16 protein-coding genes are annotated in these 17,834 nt (G+C 68.3%); 12 read left to right on the top strand and 4 right to left on the bottom strand.

Annotated elements, in window-relative coordinates:
- Positions 1-51 precede the first annotated feature (51 nt).
- The 3 genes from ABL844_RS19830 (at position 52) to ABL844_RS19840 (ending at position 4,692) form a co-directional block, all read left to right on the top strand.
- A complete protein-coding gene (locus tag ABL844_RS19830) occupies positions 52-1,932 on the top strand; it encodes a sigma-54-dependent Fis family transcriptional regulator (RefSeq protein ID WP_418128634.1) in 1,881 nt (626 codons plus the stop codon).
- Positions 1,933-2,056: 124 nt separating this feature from the next.
- Positions 2,057-2,899 carry a class I SAM-dependent methyltransferase gene (locus ABL844_RS19835; protein WP_418128635.1) on the top strand — a complete coding sequence of 281 codons (843 nt, stop codon included), beginning with the start codon at positions 2,057-2,059 and terminating at the stop codon, positions 2,897-2,899.
- Positions 2,900-3,093: 194 nt separating this feature from the next.
- Positions 3,094-4,692, top strand: a complete 1,599-nt coding sequence (locus ABL844_RS19840; protein ID WP_418128636.1) for a glucan biosynthesis protein — start codon at positions 3,094-3,096, stop codon at positions 4,690-4,692.
- Positions 4,693-4,719: 27 nt separating this feature from the next.
- Here the strand turns inward: ABL844_RS19840 and ABL844_RS19845 are convergent, their stop codons facing one another.
- The gene (locus ABL844_RS19845) at positions 4,720-5,088 is read right to left on the bottom strand and encodes an FKBP-type peptidyl-prolyl cis-trans isomerase (RefSeq protein ID WP_418128637.1); all 369 of its coding nucleotides are present in this window, start codon (positions 5,086-5,088) and stop codon (positions 4,720-4,722) included.
- Between the two features lie 160 nt (positions 5,089-5,248).
- Here ABL844_RS19845 and eat point away from each other — a divergent pair, with 160 nt between their 5' ends.
- The 7 genes from eat to ABL844_RS19880 all read left to right on the top strand — a co-directional run bounded on the left by eat (position 5,249) and on the right by ABL844_RS19880 (position 12,569).
- On the top strand, positions 5,249-6,676 hold the full coding sequence (gene eat, locus ABL844_RS19850; RefSeq protein ID WP_418128638.1) for an ethanolamine permease: 1,428 nt from the start codon (positions 5,249-5,251) through the stop codon (positions 6,674-6,676).
- A 19-nt stretch (positions 6,677-6,695) separates the two neighbouring features.
- Complete coding sequence (locus ABL844_RS19855; protein WP_418128639.1) at positions 6,696-8,090, top strand: ethanolamine ammonia-lyase subunit EutB; 1,395 nt, start codon at positions 6,696-6,698, stop codon at positions 8,088-8,090.
- Positions 8,087-8,893, top strand: a complete 807-nt coding sequence (gene eutC, locus ABL844_RS19860) for an ethanolamine ammonia-lyase subunit EutC (protein ID WP_418128640.1) — start codon at positions 8,087-8,089, stop codon at positions 8,891-8,893. Before ABL844_RS19855 ends, eutC begins: the two co-directional genes overlap by 4 nt.
- 119 nt (positions 8,894-9,012) lie before the next feature.
- Complete coding sequence (locus ABL844_RS19865) at positions 9,013-9,288, top strand: helix-turn-helix domain-containing protein (RefSeq protein ID WP_240650619.1); 276 nt, start codon at positions 9,013-9,015, stop codon at positions 9,286-9,288.
- Positions 9,278-10,531 carry a type II toxin-antitoxin system HipA family toxin gene (locus tag ABL844_RS19870; RefSeq protein ID WP_184636925.1) on the top strand — a complete coding sequence of 418 codons (1,254 nt, stop codon included), beginning with the start codon at positions 9,278-9,280 and terminating at the stop codon, positions 10,529-10,531. Before ABL844_RS19865 ends, ABL844_RS19870 begins: the two co-directional genes overlap by 11 nt.
- Positions 10,532-10,633: 102 nt before the next feature.
- Positions 10,634-11,896, top strand: a complete 1,263-nt coding sequence (locus ABL844_RS19875; protein WP_418128642.1) for a haloacid dehalogenase-like hydrolase — start codon at positions 10,634-10,636, stop codon at positions 11,894-11,896.
- A gap of 79 nt (positions 11,897-11,975) precedes the next feature.
- Positions 11,976-12,569 carry a peroxidase-related enzyme gene (locus tag ABL844_RS19880; RefSeq protein WP_126021929.1) on the top strand — a complete coding sequence of 198 codons (594 nt, stop codon included), beginning with the start codon at positions 11,976-11,978 and terminating at the stop codon, positions 12,567-12,569.
- 9 nt (positions 12,570-12,578) lie between these two features.
- On the opposite strand, the gene ABL844_RS19885 is transcribed toward ABL844_RS19880, so the two are convergent.
- Genes ABL844_RS19885 through ABL844_RS19895 form a run of 3 tightly spaced genes read right to left on the bottom strand, consistent with a single transcriptional unit; the run spans position 12,579 to position 15,664 of the window.
- Complete coding sequence (locus tag ABL844_RS19885; protein WP_418128643.1) at positions 12,579-14,330, bottom strand: phosphoethanolamine transferase; 1,752 nt, start codon at positions 14,328-14,330, stop codon at positions 12,579-12,581.
- A 46-nt stretch (positions 14,331-14,376) separates the two neighbouring features.
- Entirely contained in the window at positions 14,377-14,973 is a 597-nt protein-coding gene (locus tag ABL844_RS19890) for a phosphatase PAP2 family protein (protein ID WP_418128644.1), read from the bottom strand.
- Positions 14,960-15,664: a phosphatase PAP2 family protein gene (locus tag ABL844_RS19895; protein ID WP_418128645.1), complete on the bottom strand. Its 705-nt coding sequence runs from the start codon at positions 15,662-15,664 to the stop codon at positions 14,960-14,962. The genes ABL844_RS19890 and ABL844_RS19895 overlap by 14 nt, the downstream gene beginning before the upstream one ends.
- A 142-nt stretch (positions 15,665-15,806) precedes the next feature.
- Between ABL844_RS19895 and ABL844_RS19900 the strand changes: the two genes are divergently transcribed.
- Together ABL844_RS19900 and ABL844_RS19905 are read left to right on the top strand one after the other, a co-directional pair.
- Positions 15,807-16,481: a response regulator transcription factor gene (locus ABL844_RS19900; RefSeq protein WP_126021925.1), complete on the top strand. Its 675-nt coding sequence runs from the start codon at positions 15,807-15,809 to the stop codon at positions 16,479-16,481.
- Positions 16,478-17,830: a sensor histidine kinase gene (locus ABL844_RS19905; RefSeq protein WP_184636915.1), complete on the top strand. Its 1,353-nt coding sequence runs from the start codon at positions 16,478-16,480 to the stop codon at positions 17,828-17,830. The genes ABL844_RS19900 and ABL844_RS19905 overlap by 4 nt, the downstream gene beginning before the upstream one ends.
- Positions 17,831-17,834 lie beyond the last annotated feature (4 nt).

Here is a 17,834-nt window from a genome sequence, read left to right on the forward strand (position 1 = left end):
GAACATGGCGACTACGATGTCGCACAAGGCGAAACCCCATCGGAGACACGCATGAGTGCACAAGCGCAGCTGCCGTCGATCGCAGTGGCACAGGCCCGGGAGCTCTTCTTCGGCCAGGGCTGCGACCCGGCACCGTGGATCGCGCCTCACATCTCGCGCTCCTGGCAGCGCAGCCGCCCGGTCGACCACCATGCCGTCGACCCCGAGCCGATGGCTCTGGCCCTGCTGAGCGAGCGGCGCGAGCAGGCCATGCGCCTGCTGAACTGCGCTCAGCCCGAGCTCGACGGTCTGGCCGAGCACGCGGTCGGCAACGGCTGCGTGGTGATCCTGTCGGACGCCAGCGGGCTGATCCTCGAGGAGATCGGCAGCGCCGACTTCCTGCCCAAGGCCCAGCGCATCGCGCTGCAGCCCGGCGTGGAATGGTCGGAGCACAATCGGGGCACCAACGCCATCGGCACCGCGCTGGCGGAGCGAGAAGCGCTGATGGTGCTGGGCGGCGAGCACTACCTGGCACAGAACAGCGAACTGGGCTGCGCGGCGGCGCCGATCTTCACCGGGCGCGGCGAGCTGGCCGGCGCACTCGACATCTCGGGCGAGACGGTGCGTGTGAACACCCACGCGCTGGGGCTGGTGCGCATGGCGGCGCAGCAGGTCGAGCACCGCATGATGCTGGCCGAGGCAGGCGGCCACGTGCTGCGCTTCCATGCGCGGCCGGCGCTGATCGGCACGGCGCGCGAAGGGCTGATGGTGATCGAGGGCGGCCGCATCGTCGCGGCCAACCGCGTCGCACTCGAACTCTTCGGCCGCTCCTGGAAAGAGCTGCTCGACCTGGAGGCCGAGGACTTCCTCGGCGCGAACTGGCCGCGCATGGAGCACCGGCGCGGCCTGCTCACGCTCCCGGGCGGGCGGCAGATCGCGACGGTGATGGAGCGCTCGAGCAACCCGGGCAGCGTTCGTCCACTCCAGCGCCGCGGCATGCATGCCCAGGGCGCGGCCGAAACCGACGACGTGCAGCCTCTGCTGCACAAGGCGGTGCGGGTGCTCAACGAAGGCGTCTCCGTGCTGGTCAACGGCGAGACCGGCAGCGGCAAGGAGGTGTTCTCGCGCCGGCTGCATGCCGCCAGCCGTCGCAGCGCGGGGCCTTTCGTCGCAGTGGACTGCGCCTCGCTGCCCGAGACGCTGATCGAATCGGAGCTCTTCGGCTACGAGCAGGGAGCCTTCACCGGAGCGAAGCGCAAGGGCATGGCGGGGCGCATCCGCGAAGCCCACGGCGGCGTGCTGTTCCTCGACGAGATCGCGGAAATACCGCTGGCTCTGCAGACGAGGCTGCTGCGCGTGCTGGAGGAACGCCTGGTCACGCCGCTGGGTGGCGGCCAGGGCGTGCCGGTGGACTTCGACCTGGTCTGCGCCACCCACGGCCACCTGCCCTCGCTGGTGGAAGCCGGCCGCTTCCGCGCCGACCTGATGTACCGGGTGGCCGGCTTCACCGTCACGCTGCCGGCGTTGAGGCAACGCGACGACAGGCATGCGCTGATCTCGCGGCTGTTCCTCGAAGCGGGCGGCGCGGCGAAACATCTGCAGCTGGAGGCCGACGCGCTGGAAGCCCTGGCTGCATACCGGTGGCCGGGCAACGTGCGCGAACTGCGCAGCACGCTGCGCTCCATCGTGGCGCTGGCCGACGCGGGCGATGCGGTGAGGGCGGCCATGCTTCCGGCGCATCTGCTCGGCAATCACGCGCCTCCAGCCGGGCACGCGCCGACGCCGGCCGCACCGCAGGCGGCGCCCCTGCAGGCCATGACGCGCCACGCCCTCGACGAGGCACTGAAGGCCTGCGACCACGACGTCGCGAAGGCCGCGCGCAGGCTGGGCATCCATCGCAGCACGATCTACCGGCATCTCGCGCGCCAGCGCGGCAAGCCCGCCGGGAACTGACGTCGAACGTACGCGCGCGGGGCCACATTCATGCCCGGCACGCACCGGCGACCGCAACCAAAGACTGACTTGCCCCGTGGTGCCGGAGCGGCCAGACTTTGCGCGAAGCGCCGCTCCAGCATTCATGACCACCCGCAAATCCGTCCGCCGCCTGTCCGCCGTTCCTTCCACTTTGCGGATTCCCTTGGCCGCGCGCGCCTCGGGTGACACGATGTTCCCGCAGGTGGCCGTGCGCGATGCCTACGCCGCAGGCATCCTCGAACAGATCCGCGACGAGGGCGACGCGCTCCCGGAAGACCGGGCCACCATCTACGGCATCCTCTCGCGCACCCGGCGCTTCCGCAGCCTGGCGCAGGACTTCCTCAAGCTGCACCCCGGTGCGCGCATCGTGAACATGGGCTGCGGCCTCAGCCACTACTTCCAGTGGCTGGACGACGGCAAGTCGCGCATGACCGATGCCGACCTGCCCGAGGTGCTCGAACTGCGCCACGAGCTGCTTCCCGAGCCCGGCGAGCGCCATGACCTGCGCGAGCTCGACCTCACCACCTCCGGCTGGTGGGAGCAGCTGGGCCTGCCGCGCAAGCGCAGCGCGCAGCCGGTGTTTCTCTTCACAGAGGGCGTGCTGATGTACCTGGAGCCCGCGCAAGTCGAGGCGGTACTCGCCACCTTCGGCGAGCGCGCGCCGGCGGGTTCGGTGCTGGCCTTCGACGCGATGTGCTGGCTGGCGGTGGGGCGCGGCAGGCAGCATCCGTCGGTTCGCGTGACCGGGGCCGAGTTCAAGTGGGGCATCCGCCGCACGGCCGAGCTGACGCAGCCCCATCCGCGCCTGAGCCTCGAGGGCACCTACCGGGTGCTCGAAGGCTTCGGCCTGCCCTACACGCTGTTCGCACCGATGGTCATGTTGTTCCTGGGCGTGCCGCTCTATGCGCTCTACGCGCTGCAGGCGACGGATGCCGCGGATACATAAACGCACAATTTTGCGGATTGCCGGTTTTGTCCGGCGCGCGCTGCGCGGATCGGCTGACGCGGGTCGGGAACGGAAAGCGCCAAGCTTCGGGGGTGTCTACGGTCGCGGAAAATGCCATATCGTTTCCGCAGCAGACCTTCTTTCTTTCCTCTCCCTTTTTCCTCCCCAAGAGATTCGCAACCCTCAAGAACCACATGCTTGATCGCCGATCCTTCCTTGCCGCCGGCGGTGCCGCTGCCGCACTCGCCGCTCTCGGACTGCCCGAAGAGGCCCTCGCCGCCAACGGCCTGCAACTGAGCCAGCCCACGCCCTTCTCCTTCGACGCGCTGGTCGCGCAGGCGAAGGCGCTGGCCGGCAAGCCCTACGCCGCCCCGGCGCCGCTGGCACCCGAGGTGCTCGACCGCATCGACTACGACGCGCACGGCAAGATCAAGTTCGACCCGGCCAACGCACTCTTCCGCGACGGCCCGGGCGCGTTCCCGGTCACCTTCTTCCACCTCGGGCGCTTCTTCCAGACGCCGGTGCGCATGAACGTGCTGGAGAACACCGACGGCGACGCCTTCGCGCGCGAGGTGCTCTACAGCCCCTCCTACTTCTCGATGCCGCCCGACAGCCCCGCGCGCTCGCTTCCGCCGGGCGCGGGCTTCGCCGGCTTCCGCCTGCAGGAAAGCCGACTGGGCGACCAGGGCAAGCTCGACTGGCAGAAGAACGACTGGGTCGCCTTCCTGGGTGCCTCTTACTTCCGCGCCATCGGCGAGCTCTACCAGTACGGCCTGTCGGCGCGAGGCATCGCGCTCGACGTGGCGGTGCCCGACCGGCCCGAGGAGTTCCCGAACTTCACGCGCTTCTACTTCGAGACGCCGGCCGCGAACAACACGACGTCGATGACGGTCTACGCGCTGCTCGAAGGGCCGAGCGTGACGGGCGTGTTCAAGTTCGTCATGCAGCGCACCAGGGCCGTCATCATGGACATCGACGCACGCATCTTCGTGCGCAAGGACGTGGCCCGCCTGGGACTGGTGCCGCTGACCTCGATGTACTGGTACTCGGAGACCATCAAGCCCACCGCCATCGACTGGCGCCCCGAGGTGCACGACTCCGACGGCCTCGCGATCTGGAACGGCGCGGGCGAGCGCATCTGGCGCCCGCTCAACAACCCCTCGCAGACGCGCGCCTCGGCCTTCGCCGACACGAAGCCGCGCGGCTTCGGCCTGCTGCAGCGCGACCGCGCCTTCGACCACTACCAGGACGGCGTGAACTACGAGAAGCGCCCGAGCCTGTGGATCGAGCCGCTGGGCGACTGGGGCGAAGGCTCGGTGCAGCTCATCGAGATCCCGACCGACGACGAGATCCACGACAACATCGTCGCCTTCTGGGTGCCCAAGGCCGACGCGAAGGCCGGCGCCAGCTACAGCCTGCAGTACCGGCTGCACTGGACCGACCAGGAGCCCTTTCCGTCGCCGCTCGCGCGCTGCGTGGCCACGCGCATCGGCCGCGGCGGCCAGCCGGGGCAGCCGCGGCCGCAGGGCGTGCGCAAGTTCATGGTGGAGTTCATCGGCCAGCCGCTGACGACCGTGCCCTTCGGCGTGAAGCCGGAGGTGGTGCTGACGGCCGCGCGCGGCAAGTTCTCGTACGTCTTCGCCGAGGCCGTGCCCAACGGCGTGCCCGGCCACTGGCGCGCGCAGTTCGACTTCACGCCCGAGGGCAACGAGCCGATCGACATGCGCATGTACCTGAAGAACGGCGACCAGACGCTCACTGAGACCTGGCTGTACCAGTACCAGCCAGGTTAATTTCTTCGAGCGCTGCGGCTCGAAGCCTCAGCGCTTCGAGACGGAGATCAGCTCGACTTCGAAGTTGAGCGTGGCGTTCGGCGGGATCACGCCGCCGGCGCCGCGCGAGCCGTATGCGATCGAGGGCGGGCAGGTCAGCTTGGCCTTGCCGCCCGGCTTCATCTTCTGCACGCCTTCGGTCCAGCACGGGATCACGCCGTTGAGCGGGAACTCGGTGGGCTCGCCGCGCTTGTAGGAGCTGTCGAATTCCTTGCCGCTGTCGGGGAAGGTGCCGCGGTAGTGCACCTTGACCACGTCGGTGGCCGCGGGCGATGCGCCGGTGCCTTCCTTGATCGACTGGTAGACCAGGCCGCTCGGCATGGTGACGGGCGCGGACTGCGCGAACGCGGCGGGCATGGCAACGAAGGAAACCAGGGCGGCACAGAAAAGAGACTTCACGGAACACCTCGAGGATTGAGAGACCTCGATTATGGCCAGCGGCCATGCAGGCCCACGGTGGAACAACCCTTGCTTTGGCGAATGTGCACTGTCAACATTCACGAAGAGAGGAAGTCGCATGAACTCCACCACCGCCGCCGGCACGGCCGCATCGCCTGCCCTCGCAGGCACAGGCCATCTCAAGAAAGTGCTCGGCCCCGTTCAGCTCTGGGGCATCGCGGTGGGCCTCGTCATATCCGGTGAGTACTTTGGTTGGAGCTACGGCTGGAACACGGCCGGCACGCTCGGCTTCCTGGTCGCCACCGTGCTGGTGGCCACCATGTACACCACCTTCATCTTCAGCTTCACCGAACTCTCGACCGCCATCCCGCACGCGGGTGGTCCTTTTGCCTACGCCCGGCGCGCCTTCGGTCCCAGCGGCGGCTTCGTCGCGGGCTTCGCGACGCTGATCGAATTCGTCTTCGCGCCGCCGGCCATCGCGCTGGCCATCGGCGCGTATCTCAACGTGCAGTTCCCGGGCATCAACCCGAAGTGGTTCGCGCTCGGCGCGTACGTGATCTTCATCGGGCTCAACTGGATCGGCGTGGGCATCGCGGCGGCGTTCGAACTCTTCGTGACAGTGCTGGCCATCGTCGAACTGCTGGTGTTCATGGGCGTGGTCACGCCCGGCTGGACCATGGCCAACTTCGTGGCCAACGGCTGGGCCGGCGGCAGCGTGCTGAGCGGCGCGGCCGTCGCGGGCATCTTCGCGTCGATCCCGTTCGCGATCTGGTTCTTCCTTGCCATCGAAGGCGCGGCCATGGCGGCCGAGGAGGCGCGCGACCCGCACCGCACCATCCCCATCGCCTACACCACGGGCATCGTCACACTGGTGGTGCTGGCCTTCGGCGTGATGATCTTCGCGGGCGGCGTGGGCGACTGGCGCAAGCTCGCCAACATCAACGACCCGCTGCCGCAGGCCATGAAGGCCGTTGTGGGCGACAACAGCGGCTGGCTGCACATGCTGGTGTGGATCGGCCTGTTCGGGCTGATCGCCTCCTTCCACGGGATCATCATGGGCTACTCGCGCCAGATCTTCGCGCTGGCGCGCGCGGGCTACCTGCCGCGCTACTTCGCGGGGCTGAGCCCGCGCTTCGACACGCCGCACCGCGCCCTGCTGGCCGGCGGCGTGATCGGCGTCATCGCCATCTTCAGCGACGAGTGGGTGCAGTTCGGCGGCCAGACGCTCACCGCCAACATCGTGACCATGGCCGTGCTCGGCGCCATCGTGATGTACCTGATCTCGATGGCCGCGCTCTTCAGGCTGCGCCGCACCGAGCCGGATCTGCCGCGCACCTACCGCGCGCCCTTCTACCCCGTGTTTCCGGCCATCGCCTTCGGCCTGGGCTTGGTGTGCCTGGGCGCGATGGTGTGGTTCAACGGCATGCTCACGCTGCTGTTCATCGTGCTGATGGCCGCCGCCTACGGCTACTTCCTGCTGACATCGGGGCAACGCGATGCGGCAGCGCCCGACGAAATGCTGTCTTCCCGGACCACCGGCTCCTGACATCGGGCCCCTCCAGAAGATGCTCTATCGCACCACCATCGCCGGCCAGGTCTTCGCCTTCGACGACCTGCGCCAGGTCATGGCCTTCGCCAGCCCTGCGCGTTCGGGCGACTACCTCGCGGGCATCGGTGCGGCCACCGCGCAGCAGCGCATGGCCGCGCGGCATGTGCTGGCCGAAACGCCGCTCAGGCAGTTCCTCACCGAGGCGCTGATTCCCTACGAGAGCGACAACATCACGCGCCTCATCATCGACAGCCACGACGCGCAGGCCTTCGCGCCGGTGTCGCACCTCACGGTGGGCGACTTCCGCAACTGGCTGCTGTCGGACGCAGCCACCACCGCCACGCTCACGGCACTGGCGCCCGGCCTCACGCCGGAGATGGTCGCGGCCGTGTCCAAGCTCATGCGCAACCAGGACCTGGTGTCGGTCGCGAAGAAGTGCAGCGTGGTCACGCGCTTTCGCGACACCATCGGCCTGCCCGGCCATCTCTCGGTGCGCCTGCAGCCCAACCACCCGACCGACGACTTGCGTGGCGTGGCCGCCTCCACGCTAGACGGCCTGCTCTACGGCGCGGGCGACGCCGTGATCGGCCTCAACCCCGCTTCCGACAGCATGCCCGTGCTGGGCCGCCTGCTGCACATGCTCGACGAGGTGATCCAGCGCTTCGAGATCCCCACGCAGAGCTGCGTGCTCACGCACGTGACCAACACGCTCAAGCTCGCCGAAGCCGGCGCGCCGGTCGACCTGGTGTTCCAGTCGATCGCGGGCACCGAGAAGGCGAACCTCTCCTTCGGCGTGACGCCGGAACTGCTCGACGAGGCCCATGCGGCGGCGCAGTCGCTCAAGCGCGGCACCGTGGGCGACAACGTCATGTACTTCGAGACCGGCCAGGGCAGCGCTCTCTCGGCCAACGCCAACTTCGGCGTCGACCAGCAGACCTGCGAAGCGCGCGCCTACGCGCTGGCGCGGCGCTACAGGCCGCTGCTCATTAACACGGTGGTGGGCTTCATCGGGCCGGAGTACCTGTACGACGGCAAGCAGATCATCCGCGCCGGGCTGGAAGACCATTTCTGCGGCAAGCTGCTGGGCCTGCCCATCGGCTGCGACGTCTGCTACACCAACCACGCCGAGGCCGACCAGGACGACATGGACACCCTGCTCGTGCTGCTGGGCACGGCGGGCATCAACTTCATCATGGGCATTCCGGGCGCCGACGACGTGATGCTCAACTACCAGAGCACCTCCTTCCACGACGCACTGTTCCTGCGCGACACGCTGGGCCTGAAGCGCGCGCCGGAGTTCGAGGCATGGCTGCAGCGCATGCAGATCACCGACGAGGCCGGCAAATTGGCGCCGCCTTCCTCTAACCGGCTGCTGGCCGACATGAGCGGGCTGTCCGCGCTGACGTCATGAGCAGCCCCGAATCGCCCGTCACCCCCAACCCCTGGTCGCAATGGCGCTCGGCCACACCCGCGCGGCTGGCGCTGGGCCGCGCCGGCTCGGGCATGCCCACCGACGAGACGCTGCGCTTCGGCTGGGCGCACGCGATGGCGCGCGACGCGATCCATGCCGCGCTCGACGTCGACGCGCTGGCGGCTGCCCTCACCGCGCAGCGCTGGGAAGTGGCCCGCGCACGCAGCCGGGCGGCGGACCGCACCGAATACCTGCGCCGTCCCGACCTCGGCCGCCAGCTCGACGAGAGCGACGCCACGTGCCTGCTCGCCGAGCGGCGCTACGGCTGCGACGTCTGCGTGGTGATCGGCGACGGGCTTTCCTCGCTCGCCGTGGCACGTCATGCGGTGCCGCTGCTGGCCGCGCTGCGCCCGCACCTGCCGGCCGGCACGCGCTTCGCACCGGTGGTGATCGCCACTCAGGCGCGTGTGGCGCTGGCCGACGAGGTGGGTGAGCTGTTCGGCGCGGCGCTGTCGGTAATGCTGATCGGCGAGCGGCCGGGCCTCAGCTCGCCCGACAGCCTGGGCATCTACCTGACCCACACGCCCACGCGCGGGCGGCACGATGCCGAGCGCAACTGCATCTCGAATGTGCGGCCCGAGGGCCTGTCGAGCGAGGCGGCCGCGTTCAAGCTGGCATGGCTCATGCGGGAGTCCCTGCGCAGGGGGCTGACGGGCGTGGGGCTCAAGGACGAGAGCGACCTTGCGGTGCTGGAGCAGCGCGAGACCCCGGAGATCAGCCGGGCGGGCAGCCTCCCGAGTTAGAAAATTATGCAATAAAATGACTTTTAAGCCTTTTAACAGTCATTTTATTGATGCCAAAAAGCAGCCGCAGCCTCTCGGCCCTGCCTTCGCACACCATTCGCCCCCTTGAACAGCTGGGCTTGCGCCTGCGCGCGCACAGGATCCATCGCGAATGGACGGTTGCCGAAATGGCCGAGCGGCTGCTGTGCTCACCCAACACGCTGCGCGCACTCGAATCCGGCAAGCCTGGCACCAGCATCGGCCTGCTTGCCCATGCGCTGTGGCTCTTCGGCGAAATCGATTCGCTCGACAACGTAGCCCCCGCCCCAGCAGGGCTGGCCGCAAAACGCCGGGTGCGCAAGTCGGCAACCCGCGGGGCGGCGGGCGTGATCGCGGAGGACGAGCGTGACTTCTGAAGCCGATGAAGTCGAGCGGCGTGTCTACGTCGGACTCGCGCACCGGACAGGCGCGCAGGTGCAACCGGCCGGGCTGATGAAGCTCGTTCGCCGTGGTGTCATGGAGTCCGGCGAATTCGCCTACGGCCGGCGCTACCTCGAAGACCCGGAAGCTGCACCGCTCAACCCCGAGCACCTGCCGCTGCGCGACGCCGCCTTCGTGCTGGCCGAAAGCCGCATCCGCGACGGTGGCGCCATGCCGCTCACGTTGCGCGACGCACTGCCGGACAGCTGGGGACGCAAGGTGCTCGAAATACGCCAGGGCAAGCCGCTCTCGGACATCGACGCGCTTTTGCTGACCAACGAGGACCGCGTCGGCGCGATGGTGTTCGCCGAAACCCTGCCCATCCGCAGCGACGAACCACCGGTCGCGCTCCGGTCGCTCCAGGAACTCGCCGAAGCCTCGCATCGCATCGAACAAGGCCTGGAGATCGGCCCCGACATGCATCTGTTGCTGCGCGGCGGCAGCCTGGGCGGCGCGCGCCCCAAGGCAGCGTTCGTGCACGAGGGCCGGCGCTGCATCGCCAAGTTCGCATCACGCGGTGACGACCACGACGTGGAAGTGATCGAAGCAGCCACGCTCTGGCTGGCCGATGCCTGCGGGATCGCAGTGCCGCCCTTCCTGCTGCAGCCTCTCTCATCCGGGCATGCCTTGCTGGTAGAGCGCTTCGATCGCGCGGGACCGGTGACCGACGAGCGGCGCTTTCACTATCTCTCGGCGTCGGCGCTGCTCGATGTGCCTTATGAATCCAGCCGGGGCAGCTATGTCGAACTGGCCCAGTTGCTGCGGCGCATCTCCGCGCAGCCACAAGAGGACCTGGCCGAATTGTTCCGGCGGCTGGTGTTCAACCTGGCGGCGGGGAACAGCGACGATCACGTCAAGAACCACGGCGCGCTGCGCGGCGACGACGGACGGTGGCGCCTGGCGCCTGCGTTCGACCTCGTCATGCAGCTTGGCGGTCACACGGGTTATCAGGAGCTCGCCATTCTTCCAGGGCAGCACGCGTCGAGCCTCGCCCTGGCGCGCGAGGCAGCGCCGCACTTCGGGCTACCGGCTGCGGCGGCGGAAGAAGTCATCCTGGCTATTGGTGAAACGGTTGCCGTCCATGCGGCGGCGAGCGTGGCGGCTGCCGGCGGCAATGTGGCACTGGTGCGGCGGGTGGCAGGCTTTGTCGAACAGCAGGCCGAACGCATCGCGGCTTAGCGCGCCGTGCGGCGAAATGCATGGCCATCAGGCACGGCCTGGCACAGCTGATGCGTAGGTTGAGGTTTCTCTCAATCTGCAACGCTCAAAACCAGGAAAAGCATGCAACGCCGCCTCCTCCTTCTCACCCCCATGGCCGCAGCGCTCGTCGCCGCCGGATGTGCCAGCCTCTCGCCCGCAAAGAGCCTCGCGCCCGGCAACTGGGACGCCTTCAACCGCGCGCAGATCGAGGGCCTGATCGCCAGCATCGGCAAGGCAAGTCCGGGCTATGACGCCGCGAAGCCGCCCTACGTGGTGTTCGACTGGGACAACACCAGCGTCTTCCTCGACATCGAGGAGGCCGCGCTCATCTACCAGCTCGAGAACCTCGTCTTCGGCGCCACGCCCGCGCAGCTCGAAGTGGCGCTGCGCAAGAACATCCCGAAGAAGGACTTCCTGCCCGCCTACAACAACGCCGCCGGCCAGGCCGTGAACATCGACGCGGTGGTGCCCGACATCGTCGCGAGCTACACATGGCTCTACCAGAACTACAAGGGGCTGAAGGGCGACCAGTCGCTGGCCGTGGTGGCATTGAGCCCGCACTACGGTGCCTTCACCACCAAGGTGCGCTATCTCTATGAAGCCATCGGCGACACCTTCGACCACGACACGGCCTACCCGTGGGTCACCTACCTCTTCGCCGGCATGACCGAGGGGCAGGTGCGCAAGCTCACGGCCGACACGGTGGCATGGCAGTTGAAGGAGCCCGTGGCCAAGGTCAAGTGGACTTCGCCATCCGCGCTGCCGGGCCGCGCCGGCGTGGTCTCGGTGAGCTGGAAGAACGGCCTGCGGCTGCAGCCCGAGATGCAGCAGCTGTACGCCGCCTTCCGCAACGCCGGCTTCGACGTGTGGGTGTGCTCGGCATCGTTCGTCGACGTGATCAAGGAGATCTCGTCGAATCCGGCCTTCGGCTACAACAACCCGCCCGAGCGCGTGCTGGCGATGGAGCTGGAGCGCGACGCCAGGGGCGTGATCCAGCCCGAGTTCCGCCGCGGCTACGACCAGACGCAGGGCCCGGGCAAGACGAAGAACATCCGGCGCTTCCTGGTCGGCAAGTACGGCTACGGTCCGAGCTTCGTGGCCGGCGACAGCGAAGGCGACCAGAACATGATGGCCGACTTCGCCGACACGAAGAAGGTGCTGATCGTCAACCGCCTGCGCGACCCGAAGACCGACATCGGCAGGTTCTCCGCCATGGCGGTGCAGAACTACGGCAAGGCCGACACGCGCTACCTGCTGCAGGGTCGGGACGACAACACCGGCTCGTGGGTGAGCTCGCAGCTGCACACGCCGCTGGGCGCCACGCAAGGCAAGGCGCTCAAGTAAGAGAACGGGAGCGGTCGCAGGGTCTTCGGCGCGGCTTGCCTATGATGGCTCCATCAAGGCAACCCGAACCGGAGACAACATGGCCGCAGACCGCTACCCCCTCGCCGAACTCAAGGACCTGCCCGAGGACATCCGCACCGCGATCCTTGCCGTGCAGGAGAAGGCAGGCTTCGTGCCGAACGTGTTCCTCGGCCTCGCGCGCCGCCCCGCCGAGTGGCGCGCCTTCTTCGCGTACCACGACGCGCTCATGCTCAAGGAGGAAGGCTCGCTCACCAAGGGCGACCGCGAGATGATCGTCACCACCACCAGCGCGGCCAACAAGTGCCTCTACTGCGTGGTGGCGCACGGCGCGCTGCTGCGCATCTACGAAAAGAAGCCGCTGGTGGCCGACCAGGTGGCGGTGAACTACCGCAAGGCCGACATCACCCCGCGCCAACGCGCGATGCTCGACTTTGCGATGAAGGTCTGCGAACGCTCGCACGAGATCGACGACAGCGACTTCCCGCCGCTGCATGCGCACGGCTTCGACGACGAGGACATCTGGGACATCGCCGCCATCACCGCCTTCTTCGGACTGAGCAACCGCCTGGCCAGCTTCAGCGGCATGCAGCCGAACAACGAGTTCTTCCTCATGGGGCGGGTGCCCCGCGAGAAGAAGCAAGACCCCGAATAAGCCCCTGCCTCAGCCCTTGGCGCGGCAGGAGGCCAGCGCGTCGAGCGCCGGCTTGTAGGTCGGCGTGGTCACGTCCATCACGCCCAGCACCGTGTGGTACAGGTTGTCGTGCGTGAGCGGCGCATCGAGCCCCGCTTCCATGCACGAGCGCGAGAGCTTGCGCCGCTCGCTCATGCCTTCGCTGAACCAGGTGACCATGGGCACGTGCTTCTGCGCATCGGGCGCGAAGCTGTACGGCACACCGTGCAGGAACAGGCCGAACTCGCCGAGCGATTCGCCGTGGTCGCTGATGTACAGCATCGCCGGGTCGTACTGCTTCGACTGCGCCTTGAGCCAGTCGATGGTCTGGCCGAGGAAGCGGTCGGTCTGAACGATGGAGTTGTCGTACACGTTCATCAGCTCGGCATGGCCGCAGTCGGCGAGCGCGTTGGTCTTGCACTCGGGCAGGAAGCGCTTCACGTCGGGCGCCGAGCGCTTGTAGTAGGCCGGGCCGTGGCTACCCATCTGGTGCATGACCAGCACCACGCCCTTGGCGCGGCGCTCGGCCGGCAGCGCGGCGATGCGCGCGTCCAGGCCCTTGAGCATGACATCGTCCAGGCATTCGTCGCCGTCGCACAGCGCCTTCTTGGTCGCTGCGTCGAGTCCGTCGAAGGCCGAAGCGTTCGGAACGCGCTCGCACACGCCCTTGCAACCGGCCTGGTTGTCGAGCCAGAACACGGCGAGGCCGGCTGCCTGCAGCACGTCGACCAAGGTTTCGTAGTCGTCCTTGCGCGACTCGTAGCCTTCCTTGCCCAGCGGCGAGAACATGCACGGCACCGAGGCCAGGGTGTTGGTGCCGCAGGAGCGCACCTCGCGATAGCTCAGCACGCCGCGCTTGGCCAGTTCCGGCGTTGTGTCGCGCGCGTAGCCGTTGAGGGCGAAGTGGTCGGCCCGTGCCGTCTCGCCCACCACCACCACGAAGAGCGGCGGCCTGGTCTGCGCGGCATAGCTCGCGCCCAGCGCCGTTCCGGCGGTGATGGAAATCAGCTTGCCGCTGCGCTTGAAGAGCGGCTTGATGAAGAGCGCACCCGTCGAATAGAGCGATGCGATCGGGTTCATCATGTAGCGCAGGTGCACGTTGTTGCGCATCAGCGGCGCCAGCTCGCGGTTCATGGCCACGGCCGTGCCCACGGCCACGGCCACGGACAGCAGCAGCAGCCCCACGTTGCGCGCGAGCTTGGGCAGGAAGCGCATCGGCGCGACGCGCACGCGCCAGATCAGCCAGGCCGCGGGCAACACCACAACCGCCACGTTGAAGGCCATGCGCCAGCTCAGCAGGTCGCGCGCCTCGTTGGGGTCGGTCTGCAGCGCGTTGGCGATCATGGTGGGGTCCATGACCACGCGGTACTCGAGCATGTAGTGCTGCACCACCGCGGCCAGGATTACCACCAAAAGCCACAACGGCTTCATCCAGCGCGACCAGGCCGTGAACGACAGGATGGCCGCCGAACCGCACAGCGTGAGCAGGCTCATCGACACCACGGTCGACATGTAACTGCTGGGCGCGCCGCCGATGCGGGCCAGCTCGTTCCACAGCGGCCAGTTGGTGGTCAGTACGAGGTAGAGACTGAGCCAGAGGACGACCATGGCGGCCGAGCGCGGACGCTGCAACCAGAGGTCGAAGCGGGTCCACGGGGCGCCCGAAGGAGGCGACTGTGGCGTTTTTGACTCAGAAGTACCCACCCGTTCCAATGGAACAGGCGAAATTCGTGAAACAGACATGCGGCGAATGTAACGACGCCGCCTGAAGCGAGGCTGAATTGCCCCTTCAGTCCGTGTTCAGACTCGCCGTCCTGCGCAGCCGCAATCTTGCCGAGCGCCGCCGCGCCACCAGTGCGCCCGAGGCAGCCTGGCTCATCGGCCGGCTGGCGCCCCGCTCCACCACGATCGCCACCAGCGCGCCCAGCATGGTTGCCGCCACGATGTCGGACGGGAAATGCAGGCCCAGGTACACCCGGCTCCACGCTACAAGGGTCGCCACCACCAGCGCCGCCAGCATGGGCACGCGCGACGGCAGGCACCAGAGCGCGAAGGCTGCGGCGAAGGTGCCGGCCGCGTGCATGCTCGGGAAGCCCGGCCGCACGCCCTGCGGCACCCATTGGATGCCCAGGCCGTAGTAGGCGGGCCGAGGGATCGGCGCCACCATGCGGATAAGGCTCACGACGATCCACGCCGCCAGTACGCTCAGCAGCACGGTGAACAGCGCATAGCGCCAGCGCCGGCTGAACAGCGCGCACACGCCGATGGCCAGCGTCAGCAGGGCCGGCAGCAGATCGGAGCAGAACTCGGCGAAGCGCAGGCTCCACGGCGGCACCGTGGCGCTCGCGTTGATCAGCCTGAAGAGGGCGAAATCAAGGCCCTGCATGCGCGGGCACCGCCGTGCTGGTCGAGCGCGCACCGAATCGCGCAACCGCCATCTCGATGACGAGGCCCACCGTCCAGCAGACCCAGGCCGTCCAGAGGGTGTGGCTCATGTAGTGCGCGCCGCGCAGCTGCTGGGCCAAGCCCAGCACCAGCCCCGCGGCCACGGCCGTCCAGAGCCAGATCGCCGCCGCGCGGGCCGACACCCGCCGCAGCACGAAGTACCCGCCCACGTAGGCGAAGGCCGCCGAAGCATGGCCGGCCGGGAAACAGCCGCCGGGGCCGCCATCGCTCACGCCCCACGACCAGTGGGACACGTACCGCGCCACGCCGCCGAACTCCTGCAGGTCCCAGGGGCAGCTGGTGTGGCTCGCATGCTTGATCATGCTGACCGCGATCACCGAGCCGAGCACGGTCAGGGCCAGTTGCGCGCGGGAGCCGGCGTCGAGGCGGCGCAGCACGCCGAAGGGCCAGCGGATCGCGGCGAACAGCAGGATCACCAGCGCCCAGCTGAGGTTGCGCGCGCCCTCATGCATGACGTGGACCATGAAGGGGTTCTCGCGCAGGGGAAAACCGAGTTGCGAGCCTGCCATGCGTGCCAGAAGCAGATCGCCGCCCGTCGCGTCCCAGGCCATCAGCGCAACCAGCGCGACAAGGGTGAAAACCCCCAGACGAAAAATGGGCGGACGAGTCATGGACGAAGGCAGGACTGAAAAACAGCCGCGAGCCTACGTTTGCGGAATGAACCGAGCCTGAAGCAAGATGAACCGAACCTGACTGAAAGGCCTGCTTCAGCCCGGGGACGCTAGACTCTTTTTCTCGTTGAAAGGACATGGCGTGCGCATATTGCTGGTCGAAGATGACACTGCATTGGCAGATGCCGTCTGCAGCTACCTTCTGGCCAAGGCCTTCGTGGTCGACGTGGCGCCGAGCCTGGCGGATGCACGCGGCGCCCTGCTCTCGGTGCAGTACGCGGCGGTGCTGCTCGACCTGCACCTGGGCGACGGAGACGGCCTCTCGCTGCTGCCCCAGATACGCGCCCTGCCCGAGCGCCCCATCGTCATCGTGCTGACCGCGCGCGACCAGGTGACCGACCGCATCCGCGGCCTGGACGCCGGCGCCGACGACTACCTGATCAAGCCCTACGACCCGGCCGAGCTGCTGGCGCGCCTGCGTGCGGTCGAGCGGCGGCGCAGCTCCAGCAGCTCGCCGGTGCTGCAGCTGGGCACGCTGGAGATCGACCTCGCCCACGACATGGTGCGCAAGCACGGCTCGCCGATCACCCTCACGCAGAAGGAATGGGCGCTGCTGCGCGTGATGGCCACCCGGCCCGAGCGCATCCACACGCGCGAGAACCTCGCCGACGCGCTGTACGGCTTCGGCGACGAGGCCGACAGCAACACGCTCGAAGTCTTCATCAGCCGCCTGCGGCGCAAGCTCGGCCGCAGCCACATCCAGACACTGCGCGGGCTGGGCTACCGGCTGTCGTTCTCGACGGACGAGGACGAATGACCCCGGCCAGCTTCGCCGCCGGGCGCGACTCGCTCGCCGGGCGGCTGACCCGCACGCTGATCCTGTGGGTCGGCGGCGTGTGGCTGCTTTGCGTGTTCGCGGTGGTCTGGTACGTGGACCGCGAGATCAACCACAACTTCGACAACGAACTGGTCGAGGTCTCGCACCGCATGTTCGCGATGGCGGTGCAGGAACTCGAGAAGCTGCAGCACCCGGGCGAGCAGCAGCCGCGAGAGCCGCTTATCGCGCCCAAGCAGCTGTTCTCCGAGGACGCGGTGATCTACCAGATCGTCGACCTGCACGAGCATGTGCTGCTGCGCTCCGCGGAGACGCCCGCCGACACCTTCGACGTGCCGCTGGCCGCCGGCTTCGCGAACAACCCGACCTGGCGCATCTACACCGTGCGCCACCCGACGCTGGGCCTGTTCTTCCAGGTGGCCGACCCGCTGGACGAGAGGCGCCATGCGCTCAACCGCACGCTCTTCGGCTTGATCATTCCGCTGGGCGCGGTGCTCCCGCTGCTCGCGCTGGTGCTGCGCAACGTGGCCCGCACCGAACTCCGGGTGCTGCAGGAGCTGGCCGCGGAGATCGAGAAGCGCAGCGGCGCCGACCTGAGCCCGATCACCCTGCCCGGCCTGCCAAAGGAGCTGCGCACCGTCGGCGACCACGTCAACCGGCTGCTGGAGCGGCTCTCCCATTCGCTCGACGTGGAGCGCGCGCTGGCCGCCAATGCCGCGCACGAACTCCGCACCCCGCTCGCCGCCGCGAGGCTGCGGCTGCAGACCGCGCTGGAGCACGACCTGCAGCGCAACGACGTGCAGGCCGCGCTCGACGCGCTGCGCACGCTGAGCCATCGCACGGAAAAGCTGCTGCAGCTCTCGCGCGCCGAATCGGGCGCCTCGCTCGCGCGCTCGCGGGTCGACCTCGTGCAGCTCGCCGGCACCGTGGCGCAGGACTTCTGGCAAGACCCGCAGAACAGCGAGCGCCTCGCGCTCAAGGTACCGGACAGCGGTGCCCCAGCGGCCCTCGGCGACGTCGACGCGCTCGCCATCGCGCTGCGCAACCTGGTGGAGAACGCGCTGCGCTACGGCGGCGGCCGCGTCGTCATCGAGGTGATGGGCCCCGCCACGCTGGCCGTGCGCGACTCCGGCAAGGGCGTCACGCCCGAGCAGCTCGCAACCCTGCGCGAGCGCCATGTGCGCCACAGCTCCGACCGCGCGGGCTACGGGCTGGGCATCTCGATCGTGGGCACCATCGTCGAGAAGCACGGTGCGAAGCTGGAGCTGTCTTCGCCTCCGGCGGGCGCGGCGCAGGGCTTCGAGGCGCGGATCGTGCTGCAGCAGGCCTGACCGC

Source organism: Variovorax sp. 278MFTsu5.1 (assembly GCF_048305045.1).
Lineage (GTDB): Bacteria > Pseudomonadota > Gammaproteobacteria > Burkholderiales > Burkholderiaceae_C > Variovorax > Variovorax guangxiensis.

What these genes read in the sequence shown, in the direction of transcription:
- ABL844_RS19905 (WP_184636915.1), top strand. Translation starts at nt 16,478, where the DNA reads ATGACCCCGGCCAGCTTCGCCGCCGGGCGCGACTCGCTCGCCGGGCGG.
- eat (WP_418128638.1), top strand. Translation starts at nt 5,249, where the DNA reads ATGAACTCCACCACCGCCGCCGGCACGGCCGCATCGCCTGCCCTCGCA.
- eutC (WP_418128640.1), top strand. Translation starts at nt 8,087, where the DNA reads ATGAGCAGCCCCGAATCGCCCGTCACCCCCAACCCCTGGTCGCAATGG.
- ABL844_RS19890 (WP_418128644.1), bottom strand. Translation starts at nt 14,973, where the DNA reads ATGCAGGGCCTTGATTTCGCCCTCTTCAGGCTGATCAACGCGAGCGCC.
- ABL844_RS19845 (WP_418128637.1), bottom strand. Translation starts at nt 5,088, where the DNA reads ATGCCCGCCGCGTTCGCGCAGTCCGCGCCCGTCACCATGCCGAGCGGC.
- ABL844_RS19895 (WP_418128645.1), bottom strand. Translation starts at nt 15,664, where the DNA reads ATGACTCGTCCGCCCATTTTTCGTCTGGGGGTTTTCACCCTTGTCGCG.
- ABL844_RS19875 (WP_418128642.1), top strand. Translation starts at nt 10,634, where the DNA reads ATGCAACGCCGCCTCCTCCTTCTCACCCCCATGGCCGCAGCGCTCGTC.
- ABL844_RS19880 (WP_126021929.1), top strand. Translation starts at nt 11,976, where the DNA reads ATGGCCGCAGACCGCTACCCCCTCGCCGAACTCAAGGACCTGCCCGAG.
- ABL844_RS19855 (WP_418128639.1), top strand. Translation starts at nt 6,696, where the DNA reads ATGCTCTATCGCACCACCATCGCCGGCCAGGTCTTCGCCTTCGACGAC.
- ABL844_RS19835 (WP_418128635.1), top strand. Translation starts at nt 2,057, where the DNA reads ATGACCACCCGCAAATCCGTCCGCCGCCTGTCCGCCGTTCCTTCCACT.
- ABL844_RS19885 (WP_418128643.1), bottom strand. Translation starts at nt 14,330, where the DNA reads ATGTCTGTTTCACGAATTTCGCCTGTTCCATTGGAACGGGTGGGTACT.
- ABL844_RS19830 (WP_418128634.1), top strand. Translation starts at nt 52, where the DNA reads ATGAGTGCACAAGCGCAGCTGCCGTCGATCGCAGTGGCACAGGCCCGG.
- ABL844_RS19840 (WP_418128636.1), top strand. Translation starts at nt 3,094, where the DNA reads ATGCTTGATCGCCGATCCTTCCTTGCCGCCGGCGGTGCCGCTGCCGCA.